Source organism: Duganella sp. AC237, from assembly GCF_979254035.1.
Map to the genome: position 1 here is coordinate 4,372,579 of NZ_CEEDEW010000003.1, position 12,400 is coordinate 4,384,978.

Genomic DNA, 12,400 nt, shown 5'->3' on the forward strand with positions numbered 1-12,400 from the left:
TCTTGTATACACAAAAAAGAATATTGCATAAGCTATGCAATAAATATAATATTTCTAAACATCAATTTCTTGGAGGAATGTATGACCACTTTTACCCGCAGGTCCGTACTCGCCGCACTGGCCACCAGCCCGTTACTGTTCCAACCCGCCTGGGCGCAGACCAAGACCCTCAAAATCTCCCACCAGTTCCCCGGCGGGACGATCAACGAAGGCGACTTCCGCGACCGCATGACCCGCATGTTCGCGGCCGAAGTGGAAAAACGCTCCAAGGGCGGCCTGAAATTCGAGATCTATCCGGGTTCCTCGCTGATGAAGACCAACGCCCAGTTCTCGGCCATGCGCAAGGGCGCGCTCGATCTGTCGCTGGTGCCGCTGTCGTACGCGGGCGGCGAAGTCCCGGAGGTGAACATCGGGCTGATGCCAGGGCTGGTGACGTCGTACGAACAAGCGTACGGCTGGAAGAACGCTGAAGTGGGCAAGGAACTGAGTCGCATCCTCTACGACAAGGGCATCGTGCTGGTAAGCTGGATCTGGCAGGCCGGCGGCGTCGCCTCGCGCACCAAGCCGGTGGTCGATCCGGACGACGCCAAGGGCATGAAGATCCGTGGCGGCTCGCGCGAGATGGACCTGATCCTCAAGGCCGCCGGCGCCGCCGTGGTGTCGCTGCCGTCCAACGAAATCTACGCCGCCATGCAGACCGGCGCCATGGAAGCGGCGCTGACCTCCTCCACCTCGCTGATCTCCTTCCGCCTCGAGGAAGTGTCGAAGGCGCTGACCACGGGCCGCAACGGCGCCTACTGGTTCATGTTCGAGCCGCTGATGATGTCGCGCGCGATCTTCGACAAGCTGCCGAAGGACCAGCAGCAGTTGATCCTGACCGTCGGCGCCGAGCTGGAAGCGTTCGCCCTGAAATCGGCCAAGGCCGACGATGTGCAGGTGGCCGCCGTGTACCAGAAGGTCGGCGCCAAGGTGGTCGACCTGAATCCGGCCGTGGTGAAAAAATGGCAGGCCATCGCCCGCACCACCGCCTGGAAGGACTACGGCGAGAAAAACGATAACTGCGCCAAACTGCTGAAACTGGCAGAGCAAACGCTATGAGCCACGGCGTCGAGATAGAGCCGGGGCGCGGCCCCGCGCCACCCGACAACGCCGTCGTGGCGGCGGCAACCGCGCTGCTCGACCGTCTGAACCGCGCGTTGCTGCTCGTGTCGATGATCGCGCTGGTGCTCACCGCGATCGTGCTGACCTATTCGGTGGTGTCGCGTTACTTCTTCAACGCGCCCACCGACTGGCAGGACGAGGCGTCGGTGTTCATGCTGGTCGGCGTGACGTTCTTCTGCACGGCCTTCGTGCAATCGCATCGCGGCCATATCGGCATCGAGGCGGTGGCCTCGCTGCTGCCGCGCGGCGTCAACGCGGCGCGCCTGCTGTTCGTCGACATCATGTCGGCGCTGTTCTGCGCTTTCTTCGCATGGAAATCGTGGGCGCTGTTCCACGAAGCCTGGGTCGATGGCCAGACCACGTCGTCGACCTTCGCGCCGCCGCTGTGGATACCGTACTCGATGATGGCGGCCGGCATGACGCTGCTGACACTCCAGATCGTGCTGCAAACGCTGGCGAGAATGACCAACAAATCCAAACCAACGCTGGAGCGTGTGGCATGAGCGAACTGACTCTGGGCGCGCTGTATGGCGCCGTCACCCTGGTGGTGATGTTCTCCGGGATGCCGATCGCCTTTGCGCTTGGCGTGGTGGCGACGGGCTTCATGTACTTCTTCATGCCGTCCTCCTCGCTCGACACGATCACGCAGAACGTCTACGAGGAGATGGCGTCGATCACCTTGCTGTCGATCCCCCTGTTCATCCTGAAGGGCGCGGCCATCGGCAAGTCACCTGCCGGCAAGGACCTGTACTCCGCCATCCACACCTGGATGCACAAGGTTCCCGGCGGCCTGGGTATCGCCAACGTCTTTGCCTGCGCGCTGTTCGCCGCCATGGCCGGCTCCTCGCCCGCCACCTGCTCGGCCATCGGCTCGGCGGGGATTCCGGAAATGCGCAAGCGCGGCTACTCGCCCGGTTTCGCGGCCGGCATCATCGCCGCCGGCGGCACGCTGGGCATCCTGCTGCCGCCGTCGATCACGATGATCCTGTACGCGGTCGCCGCCGAGCAGTCGCTGGGCCGCCTGTTCCTGGCCGGTATCGGCCCCGGCGTCCTGCTGGTCGCGCTGTTCGCCGGCTACGCCGTCTACCGCGCGCAGAAGGAATACAAAATGGCGCTGGCCATCTACCAGAACGGCGGCGAAAAGTCGCCGTACCTGGAGGACGAGCATTTCACCTTCAAGCAAAAAGTGGAAATGCTGCCGCGCGTGCTGCCGTTCATCGTACTGCTGATCGGCGTCATGGTCGCGCTTTACGGCGGCTTCGCCACCCCGTCGGAGACGGCGGGCCTGGGCGCGCTGCTGGCGATGGTGCTGCTGGCCGTGATCTACGGCGTATGGAAGCCGAAGGACCTGTCGCCCATCCTCAGTTCATCGATCAAGGAATCGACGATGCTGTTGCTGATCATCGGGATGTCGCTGCTGTATTCCTACGTGATGAGCTATCTGCACATCAGCCAGTCGGCCGCCAACTGGGTGGTCAGCCTGCACCTGTCGAAATGGCTGCTGTTGACGGTGATTTTGCTGATGGTGGTCGTCTTCGGCTTCTTCCTGCCGCCGGTTTCGATTATCCTGATGACCGCGCCGATCATTTTGCCGCCGTTGAAAGATGCCGGTTTCGACCTGATCTGGTTTGGCGTGGTGATGACCGTGGTGATGGAAATGGGCTTGATCCATCCGCCGGTGGGGCTCAATATATTCGTTATCAAGAACATCGCGCCAGACATACCGCTCAAGGATGTGATCTGGGGCGTGTTCCCCTTCCTGGTGCTGATGTTCGTGGCGGTGATTTTGTTATGCCTGTTCCCGTCCATCGCCACAGGCCTGCCTGACATGATTATGGGAGCAAAGTAAATGACAGTCGCCGCATGGAACACCTTGCAGCTTAACCGCGCCGCACGACTCAAGCGCGCCGGCACGGAGTTGGGCACCGACCTGACGGGCAAAAGCCTGCCGGCCGCGCGCATCGCCGATCTGCTGCACGCGGTGATCGAATGCGGCGACCGCGTTTGCCTTGAAGGGAATAACCAGAAACAGGCCGACTTCCTCGGCCACGCGCTCGCGCATCTGAATCCGGAACGTGTCAACGACCTGCACATGCTGCAGTCGGTGCTGGCGCTGCCGGAGCATCTGGATGTGTTCGAGCGCGGCGTCGCCTCCAAGCTGGACTTTTCGTTCTCCGGCCCGCAGGCGGCGCGCGTGGCGCGACTGGCGTCGGCCGGTAAGCTGAATATCGGCGCGATCCACACTTATCTGGAGCTGTTCAGCCGTTACTTCATCGACCTGCCGCCGCGCGTCTGCCTGATCGCGGCGGAGGCGGCCGACCGCCACGGCAACCTGTACACCGGCCCGAACACCGAGGATACGCCGGCCATCGTCGAGGCGACCGCCTTCAAGCAGGGCATCGTCATCGTCCAGGTCAACCGCATCGTCGACAGCGTGCCGCGCGTCGACGTGCCGGGCGACTGGGTCGATTTCGTCGTGCAGTCGCCGCGTCCCTACTATATCGAACCGCTGTTCACGCGCGATCCGGCGCAGATCTCCGAGATCCAGGTGCTGATGGCGATGATGGCCATCAAAGGCATTTACGCCGAATACGGCGTGCAGCGCCTGAACCACGGCATCGGCTTCGACACCGCCGCCATCGAACTGCTGCTGCCGACGTACGCCGAGTCGCTTGGCCTGCGCGGCAAGATCGGCAAGCACTGGGCGCTGAATCCGCACCCGGCGCTGATTCCGGCGATCGAGGCGGGCTTCGTGCAATCGGTGCATTCCTTCGGTTCGGAGCTGGGCATGGAGGACTACATCCACGCCCGGCCGGACGTCTTCGCCATCGGCCCCGACGGCACCATGCGCAGCAACCGCGCCATGTGCCAGGCCGCCGGCCACTACGCCTGCGACATGTTCATCGGCTCCACCCTGCAGATCGATTTGCAGGGCAATTCGTCGACGGCGACGGCGGGCCGCATCTCCGGCTTCGGCGGCGCCTCCAACATGGGCGCGGACGCGCGCGGACGCCGTCACGCCAGTCCGGCGTGGCTGAAGGCGGGCCAGCAGGCCCGCGAAGGCCGTAACACCATCCCGCGCGGCCAGAAACTGGTGGTGCAGATGGTCGAAACCTTCCGCGAACATATGCAGCCGGCCTTTGTCGAAAAGCTCGACGCCTGGGAATTGATGGAACAGGCCAAAATGGCGATTCCACCGGTGATGATCTACGGCGACGACGTCACCCACATCCTGACCGAGGAAGGCATCGCCAACCTGCTGCTGTGCCGCACCGACGAGGAACGCGAGCAGGCGATACGCGGCGTGGCGGGCTACACGCCGGTCGGACTGGGGCGCGACGCGAAGATGGTGGAAAACCTGCGCGATCGTGGCATCATCCAGCGTGCGGAGGACCTTGGCGTCGACAAGCGCCTGGCCACGCGCGACCTGCTGGCCGCGCGCAATATGAAAGACCTGGTGCGCGCATCGGGTGGCTTGTATCAGCCGCCCAAGCGTTTCCGCAACTGGTAAAGGAATAATTATGGAAACCCTGAACTACCGATTCGAGCAAGGAACCCGCCGCCTCAAGACCGATCCGCAAGTGGTCGGGGTGGTCGGTTCCGGCAATCTGGAAGTGCTGATCGAGCCGGCGGCGCTCGATGGCGCCTGCACCATCGAAATCACCACGGCGGCGGTGGGCTTCGGCCCGATCTGGCAAGCCGTGATGAACGACTTCCACGCGCGCTGGCTGCTGGCCGACACGCGCATCTCGATCAACGACATGGGTGCGACGCCGGCCGTCGTCAGCCTGCGGCTCGACCAGGCCGTGCAGACCATGCTGGGAGAAGGATCATGAACGCCGTCGTGACCTCAAACATGAATCCAATCCGCGCCGTCAGTTATCAGGAGGCGACCGCGCGGGAGCGCCTGCAGTCGCTGTTCGATCCAGGCAGTTTCGAGGAATTCCTGCCGCCGTCCAAACGCGTCATCAGCCCGCACCTGGGTCAACTCAACGCGCCGGTGGCGTTCGACGACGGCGTCGCCGTCGGCCGCGCGCTGCTGGGCGGGGTGCCGGTCTACACCGCCGCGCAGGAAGGTGGTTTCATGGGCGGCGCCGTGGGCGAGGTCCACGGCGCAAAGCTGGTCGGCCTGCTGCGCCGCGCCGTCGCCGACAAGGTCGCGGCGGTGGTGCTGCTGGTGGAGTCGGGCGGCGTACGGCTGCACGAGGCCAACGCCGGCTTGATCGCGGTGTCGGAAGTGATGCGCGCCCTGCTCGACGCGCGCGCAGCCGGCGTGCCGGTGATCGTGCTGGTGGGCGGCTCCAACGGCGCCTTCGGCGGCATGGGCATCGTCTCGCGCTGCGCCAACGTGGTGGTGATGTCGGAGGAAGGCCGGCTGGCGATGTCCGGTCCGGAAGTGATCGAAACCGCCAACGGCGTCGAGGAATTTGATTCGCGCGACCGCGCGCTGGTCTGGCGCAGCACCGGCGGCAAGCACCGCTACCTGATGGGCGATTGCCAGCGCATCGTCGTCGACGACATCGCTGCCTTCCGCGCGGCCGCGCAGGAGGCGGTGGCGCAATATGCCAGCGAGCCGGCCGAGTTGTCGCTGGAGGCGCTGGAGGCCGAGCAGGAAATGCTCGGCGACCGCATCGCCCGCTTCGGCGCCCTGCCCGATCCGGTCGACATCTGGAGCGCGATGCAGATACCCGACGCGGCCAACGTGCCGATGCTGGAAGTGGAGAGTTTTATCGCGGTGGCGACAGCGCGCCGCATGGGAGCCTGACATGGATTGGAAAAAACTGGCGGATGCGCTGTTCCCGCAAGGTCACTCGATCATCGAAAAGGACGATTTCCTGTCCGGCAGCGGACAGGTGGATGGTCACACGGTGGCGGTGATCGGCACCACCGGCCACACGCCCATCGGCGTGGAGATCGCGCTGGCGCAGGCGCGCGGAATACTGCACACGGTGCGCGAATTCCCCGGCAAACCGATACTGATGCTGATCGATACGCAAGGCCAGCGTTTGCGTCATCGCGACGAGATGTTGGGCATCAACAGCTATATGGCCCACCTTGGGAAATGCGTGGACCTGGCGCGGCGCAAGGGCCACAAGATCATCGGCCTGGTGTACGACCAGGCCTTGTCGGGTGGCTTCATCACCAGCGGTCTGATGGCCGACGCCTGCTACGCGCTGCCCGACGCCACCATCCGCGTCATGGGGTTGCCGGCGATGGCCCGTATCACCAAGGTGCCCGAGGAACGTTTGACGGAACTCGCGCAAAGTAACCCCGTGTTCGCGCCCGGCCCGGAGAATTATCTGCGCATGGGCGGCCTGCAGGCGATCTGGGAGGGCGACCTGGCGGCGCAACTGAAAGCGGCGCTGGCCGAACCCACCACCGGCGACCGGCGCAGCGCACTGGGCCTCGAACGCGACGGACGGCGCCTGGCGCAGCCGGTGATCGAAGCGGTCATGACGGACGGCGATGTACTCACCGCCTGAAAAAGCTGGCAAAACCGCTGGCAAGACCGGGGCCGCGACAACCGTCCCGGTGCTGGAACGGCACATGCTCGTCTGGCTCGACGACGCCGGCTGGATAGCCGCGCAGCGCACCGAGGAGCCGCAACACAAGGCCGCCTTCAGGCTGTGGCAAATCCAGTCATGGCCGGTGGTCGTGCGGCGCGCCGATGCGGATGCGGCGCCGGATGAAATCTGCCTGGGCCTGCCGTTGCCGCCGGATGAAGACAGCGGACATAAGGTGCGCATCTCGCTGCGGGCGCACGCGGCCCATATCAAAAAGTCAGCGCCCGCGATGGCGCTGGCATCCGTATTGCGCTCGTCGCCCAGCACTTGGCGCGCGCAACTGGCGGCGCTCCAGCGCGACGCGGCGGGCATGCATCTGCGGGCCTACGGTTCGCTGGCGATGGAGGCGATCACCGAACTACCGTATGTGTCGGAGACTTCGGATGTCGACATCCTGTTTCACCCGACAAGCCGGCGGCAGCTGGAGGACGGCATGGCCATGCTGTCCCGTCATGCCGCGCTGCTGCCGCTCGACGGCGAGATCGTCTTCCCCGGCGGTGCGGCCGTATCGTGGAAAGAGTGGCGAATGGCGATCGCCAATCCGGCCAAGGTGATCGTCAAGGAGCTGGGCGTGGTGCGACTGGCGGATACGGCGTCGCTGCTGGCGCTATTGGAGCCGTAACGATGCGCACCACCAGCCTTGCCCGTGCCCCTGCTCCGCGCGCGATTATTCCGCACGACGCGCCACGGCAGCTAAGCGCCGCGGCGCAACGACGCTTCGCCCGTGAGATCGCGCGGCTTGCCGTCGGCAGCCTGTACACGGAACTATGCCTGTATCCGAAGCCCGGACTGGTGTCGCGGGTCGATTCGGGCAGCCATAGCGACATGAACGCGGCCACTTTCATGCGCAGCCTGTTCTCGCTGCGCCACTATTTCAGGAATATCTGCCTGGCGGGCCTGGAAGACGCGCCCTTCGCTCGATTGAAGCAACTGGGCATCGCGGCGGAAAAGGCCATGCTGAAGGCGACGAAAGGCATCAACACCCATCGGGGCGCCATCTTCAGCCTTGGCCTGCTGTGCGCGGCGGCGGGCCGCGCCCGCACCCAGGGCACGCCGATGACACCGGCCGCGCTGCGCGCCACCATGCTGATACGCTGGGGCGAGGACCTGGCGATGCACGCCAGCGCGCCGTCCACGCCGGCAGCGCCGGCCAGCAACGGCCTGCGCGTGGCGGCGCAATACGCGGCGAGCGGCGCGCGGGAGGAAGGAGCGCTTGGCCTGCCATCGGTGTTCGAGATCGGCGTGCCGGCGCTGCAAGCCTCGCGCGCACGCGGCTCCACCATGACGATGGCCCGCATCGACGCGCTGTTCGCGTTGATGGCGCACATCAGCGACAGCAACGTGTATCACCGCGCCGGCCCGAACGGCGCGCTAACGGTGCGGACGCACGCGCAGCGTTTCCTCGATGCCGGCGGCACCGCGAACCCCAACTGGCTTGGGCAGGCGCTGGCCAGCCATCAAGTGTTTGTCCAGCGGCGACTATCGCCGGGCGGCGCCGCCGACCTGCTGGCGGCAAGCTGTCTTGTGCAGTCCATCGCCGCGCTGGACGCGGACGGACCGTGACGATGTCATACGGCGCCCAATCACGGCTGCTGCTGCTCTGCCCTGGCCAAGGCGGGCAGCATGCGCACATGTTCGACCTGGCGCGCACCAGCGCCAGCGCGGCCGCCCTGCTCGACGGCCTGTCCGCCATGATGCCGCAGGCTTTCGATGGCGGCGATATTTACGCGAACGGCAACGCCCAGCCGCTGATCGTGGCCGCCACCTTGGGCATGTGGGAATCGATCCGGGAGTTTGCGCCGCGGCCGGCGCTGGTCGCCGGGTACAGCATCGGCGAATTGTCGGCTTATGGCGTGGCTGGCGCCTTCACCGCCGCGACGGCGACCGAACTGGCCGCGCGGCGCGCGCAACTGATGGACGCGTGCCTGGCGACGCATCCGGGCCAGGCGTTGCTGGCATTATCTGGTCTGAGCCTGAAGCGGCTCGGGGAACTGGCGACATCGCACGCATTCCAAGTCAGCATAGAAACCGGCGACGACGCCTGTATCGCAGGCGGCCTGGCACAAACGGCGCAGGCGCTGGAAGCGGCCGTCATCGCGGCGGGAGGGCGATGCACGCGTCTGCCGGTCGAGGTGGCATCGCACACGCCATTCATGCGCGACGCCGTGCGACCGTTCGCGGACATGCTGCGCCAAACCGAATTTAGCCCGATGACCGCACCAGTGCTGGCCGGGATCAGTGCAACGGCTGTCGATAGCAAAGCCCAAGCGGTCGACCTGCTGTCGCGCCAGATGGCGGAAAAAATCCGCTGGCTGGCCTGCATGGATGCCTGCGCGGAAGCCGGCATCACCTACGCGCTGGAATTGGGTCCCGGATCGGCGCTGACCAAAATGATGCAGGCCAGGCACCCGCACATCAACACACGTTCGATCGCCGACTTCCGCACGCTCGACGGCATCAGGAAATGGCTGGAGCGCGCGGCCGAATAATCATCCACGATTATTCTGCGTGGCCCACGCGACGATGTTGGTCGCATCCATCGCCCCCGGCTGGCGCGCGATTTCCCGCCCGCCCTTGAACAAGGCCAATGTAGGAATGCTGCGGATGGCGTAGCGCGCCGACAAATCCTGCGCCTCTTCGGTGTTCACCTTGACGACGCGGAACTGCGGCTCCAGCCGCTGGGTCGCCTGTGCGTAAAACGGCGCCATCGTGCGACACGGACCGCACCACGGCGCCCAGAAATCCACCAGGACCGGAATATCGCTGCGTTCGATATGTTTGAGGAAGCGCGCGCTCGACAGATCGACCGGCTGGCCGGTGAACAGCGCGCGCTGACATTTGCCGCACACCGGCTCGGCCGACAGCCTGGCGGCCGGCACGCGGTTGACCGCGTCGCAATGGGGGCAAACGATGTGCAGCGATTCCGGCTGCGCGGTGGTGGACGTCGTCATACTTTATCTCCAGACAGCATAAGCCGGCCATGATAAAGCATGGGCGAAAAAAATGCCGCGCGCGGCGATTCTCGATCCCGCACACGGCAAATCTTATTTTATTTTACTGCAACCGTTATCAAGTTTCCTTGCGGGCTCCGGCTTGCTTGCTGCCCTGGGCGGCCGCCTGGGCCGCCGTTTGTGCCTGGGACGCTTGACCGCCTTGCATGCTGCCTGCCTGGCTGTCGGCGCCGTTCTGGCCGGCGCTCTGCAGCGACTGGCTACCGTGCATTTCGGTACCACGCGACTGGCGCGAACCGTCGTACTGGCTCATGAACGGATCGGTGAACTTGCTGACCGCGTCCTGCTGACTGCGCAGGTTTTTTTCCGTCTCTTCCGACGTCACACGCGCCACCTCGTCGGCCAGGGCGCGGGCGGTGCGGCTGGTTTCCTGCACATGCTCTTCGGCCACTTTGGACAGGTCAACCTGGGTGTCGGCGGCGATACGCGACAGGTGCTGCTGGTAGGCGCGCAGCTTTTCCGCAGTGGGCTGGGCGTGTGCCGCCGCAGCTGCCATCGCTTCGGTCGGACGATTGGCGGTGATGAACTTCTGGCCGCTCATCGTGCTTTCTTCCAGCATGGTTTGGGCCAACTGGATATTGAGGTCGCTGTATTGCTGAACAGTACGGAACAAGGATTTCGACATGTCGTCGAAGAACGACAATTGCGCTTCCAGATGGGTTCTGGCGGCTGGGGTGACTGACTGGGAAAATGGATACATAAATATGCCTCGAAAAGAAAGTAAAAGGTGCCTTGAAATCTAGCGATGGTGTCGATCCGGTTTTCGACGACGCGTCTGCAGCGCGAGAGACAAGGCTACGTCAGCCCAACCCGCGCTATATGATCTAGATCAAAGGTGCACCGAACCGCCCTTCCGATAGAATGCCCGCCCGTTTTGCTCTCCGTCAGCAAACATGCCGCTAGCCAATGACATGCCGCAGCATCCGGGGAATAAAAAAAGGCCGGCCCAGCATCAGCTGAACCGGCCCCGTCGGCCGCTGGTAAGCGACGGCTCTTACTTGAACAGTACCGAAGCCTTCTGCACCGTGATGGAGATACCGATGGCCATCGGGATGCCGACGGCCAGCCAGCCGAAAGCGACCGCGATCGGGCTGGTGGTGCCGCCCGCCGCAGCGGCCGCGCCGGTCGATGCGGCCGCGTCGCGCTCGTGCGCCAGCTTCTTCTCGGCCGCCAGTTCGGCGTCGGTCATGAAGTGCTTGTCGGCGATCGGGCGCACCAGCAGGTTGCACACCAGGCCGACCAGCAGCAGGCCGGCCAGCACGTACATCGTGAAGTCGTAGGCCTGGGCCTTCGGCACGCCGTTGGCGATCTGGTACTCGCGCACGTAGTTGACCAGGATCGGGCCGAACACGCCGGCAGCTGCCCATGCGGTCAGCAGGCGGCCGTGGATGGCGCCCACCATCTGCGTGCCGAACAAGTCGGCCAGGTAGGCCGGCACGGTGGCGAAGCCGCCGCCGTACATCGACAGGATGATGCAGAAGAAGCCGACGAACAGGCCCAGATGGCCGCCGTGCGCCATCGAAGGAATCGACGCGTACAGCGCGAAACCCAGCACGAAGAAGATACCGTAGATGACTTTACGGCCCAGGAAGTCGGAGCACGACGCCCACACGAAGCGGCCGCCGATATTAAACAGCGACAGCAAGCCGGTGAAGCCGGCGGCGATGGCGGCGATCTGGCCCTTCTGCGCCAGGGTCAACTCGTTGAACGCGGTGGTCACGCCAAGCAGCTGGCCGCCGAAGATCTCCTGCAGCAGCGGCGAGGCCATGCCCAGGATGCCGATACCGGCCGTCACGTTCAGGCACAGGACCAGCCACACCAGCCAGAATTGCGGAATGCCCCACACCTTGCTGGCGTGGACGTGGCGGGTGGTGATCATGGCGTTGGCGTTGGTCGCCGGCGGCGTCCAGCCGGCCGGTTTCCAGCCGGTGGCCGGCACGCGGTACGACAGCGCGCCCGCCATCATGAAGACGAAGTAGATCGCCGCCATGGCCAGGAAGGTTTGCCAGACGCCGACGCCGCCGGCGGTGGCGAAGTGCTTCATCAGCATGTCGGCCAGCGGTGCGCCGATCATCGCGCCGCCGCCGAAGCCCATGATGGCCATGCCGGTCGCCATGCCGCGACGGTCCGGGAACCATTTGATCAGGGTGGACACCGGCGAGATGTAGCCGAGACCCAGGCCGATGCCGCCGATGACGCCGGAGCCGATCCACATCAGCCAGATCTGGTGGTGGTAGACGCCCAGCGCCGAAATCACCAAACCACCGCACCAGCACAGCGCCGACACCACGCCCGCTTTACGCGGACCGGCGTGTTCCAGCCAGCCGCCGAACAGCCACGCGGACAGGCCGAGGAAGACGAAGAACATCGTGTACATCCAGCCCAGCATCGAGATCTGCCAGTCGCAGGTCGACGACAGGATGCGGGCCATCAAATCCATGTCGGCCGCGCAGGCCAGCGGTTCGGTGACGCCGACCGCGCGCGACAGCGGCAGCCAGAACACCGAGAAACCGTAGGCCATGCCGATGCAAAGGTGGATCGCCAACGCCGCCGGCGGAACCAGCCAGCGGTTGAAGCCGAACCCCGCTATCGTGCGGTCCTTCTCCAGAAAATCAAAAAACGCCATGATTACTACTCCCCTGATTATTTCTCAAAAACAACTAA

At 64.7% G+C, this 12,400-nt stretch carries 13 protein-coding genes; 10 read left to right on the plus strand and 3 right to left on the minus strand.

What is annotated here, in order from left to right; translation table 11 throughout:
* Positions 1–81 precede the first annotated feature (81 nt).
* Genes AC0IYS_RS19390 through AC0IYS_RS19435 form a run of 10 tightly spaced genes read left to right on the plus strand, consistent with a single transcriptional unit; the run spans position 82 to position 9,214 of the window.
* Positions 82–1,098 carry a TRAP transporter substrate-binding protein gene (locus AC0IYS_RS19390; protein WP_471706710.1) on the plus strand — a complete coding sequence of 339 codons (1,017 nt, stop codon included), beginning with the start codon at positions 82–84 and terminating at the stop codon, positions 1,096–1,098.
* Complete coding sequence (locus AC0IYS_RS19395; RefSeq protein ID WP_471706711.1) at positions 1,095–1,664, plus strand: TRAP transporter small permease; 570 nt, start codon at positions 1,095–1,097, stop codon at positions 1,662–1,664. The genes AC0IYS_RS19390 and AC0IYS_RS19395 overlap by 4 nt, the downstream gene beginning before the upstream one ends.
* Complete coding sequence (locus tag AC0IYS_RS19400; RefSeq protein ID WP_471706712.1) at positions 1,661–3,010, plus strand: TRAP transporter large permease; 1,350 nt, start codon at positions 1,661–1,663, stop codon at positions 3,008–3,010. Before AC0IYS_RS19395 ends, AC0IYS_RS19400 begins: the two co-directional genes overlap by 4 nt.
* Positions 3,011–4,672, plus strand: coding sequence for a malonate decarboxylase subunit alpha (gene mdcA / locus AC0IYS_RS19405; protein WP_471706713.1), 1,662 nt, complete (start codon positions 3,011–3,013; stop codon positions 4,670–4,672).
* A gap of 10 nt (positions 4,673–4,682) precedes the next feature.
* Complete coding sequence (gene mdcC / locus AC0IYS_RS19410; protein WP_471706714.1) at positions 4,683–4,997, plus strand: malonate decarboxylase acyl carrier protein; 315 nt, start codon at positions 4,683–4,685, stop codon at positions 4,995–4,997.
* The gene (locus tag AC0IYS_RS19415) at positions 4,994–5,926 is read left to right on the plus strand and encodes a biotin-independent malonate decarboxylase subunit beta (RefSeq protein ID WP_471706715.1); all 933 of its coding nucleotides are present in this window, start codon (positions 4,994–4,996) and stop codon (positions 5,924–5,926) included. The genes mdcC and AC0IYS_RS19415 overlap by 4 nt, the downstream gene beginning before the upstream one ends.
* A 1-nt stretch (position 5,927) precedes the next feature.
* Positions 5,928–6,644, plus strand: a complete 717-nt coding sequence (mdcE, locus tag AC0IYS_RS19420; RefSeq protein ID WP_471706716.1) for a biotin-independent malonate decarboxylase subunit gamma — start codon at positions 5,928–5,930, stop codon at positions 6,642–6,644.
* Positions 6,628–7,347: a malonate decarboxylase holo-[acyl-carrier-protein] synthase gene (mdcG, locus tag AC0IYS_RS19425; protein ID WP_471706717.1), complete on the plus strand. Its 720-nt coding sequence runs from the start codon at positions 6,628–6,630 to the stop codon at positions 7,345–7,347. The genes mdcE and mdcG overlap by 17 nt, the downstream gene beginning before the upstream one ends.
* A 2-nt stretch (positions 7,348–7,349) precedes the next feature.
* Positions 7,350–8,288, plus strand: coding sequence for a triphosphoribosyl-dephospho-CoA synthase MdcB (gene mdcB / locus AC0IYS_RS19430; RefSeq protein WP_471706718.1), 939 nt, complete (start codon positions 7,350–7,352; stop codon positions 8,286–8,288).
* A 2-nt stretch (positions 8,289–8,290) separates the two neighbouring features.
* Entirely contained in the window at positions 8,291–9,214 is a 924-nt protein-coding gene (locus AC0IYS_RS19435) for an ACP S-malonyltransferase (RefSeq protein WP_471708908.1), read from the plus strand.
* Here the strand turns inward: AC0IYS_RS19435 and trxC are convergent, their stop codons facing one another.
* From trxC to AC0IYS_RS19450, 3 genes are all read right to left on the minus strand, one after another.
* Positions 9,215–9,676 (minus strand): thioredoxin TrxC, encoded by a 462-nt coding sequence (trxC, locus tag AC0IYS_RS19440; RefSeq protein ID WP_363500558.1) that lies wholly within the window; start codon positions 9,674–9,676, stop codon positions 9,215–9,217.
* Positions 9,677–9,794: 118 nt separating this feature from the next.
* Positions 9,795–10,436 carry a TIGR01841 family phasin gene (gene phaP, locus AC0IYS_RS19445; RefSeq protein WP_471706719.1) on the minus strand — a complete coding sequence of 214 codons (642 nt, stop codon included), beginning with the start codon at positions 10,434–10,436 and terminating at the stop codon, positions 9,795–9,797.
* Positions 10,437–10,730: 294 nt separating this feature from the next.
* The gene (locus tag AC0IYS_RS19450; RefSeq protein ID WP_471706720.1) at positions 10,731–12,362 is read right to left on the minus strand and encodes an OFA family MFS transporter; all 1,632 of its coding nucleotides are present in this window, start codon (positions 12,360–12,362) and stop codon (positions 10,731–10,733) included.
* Between the last annotated feature and the right edge of the window lie 38 nt (positions 12,363–12,400).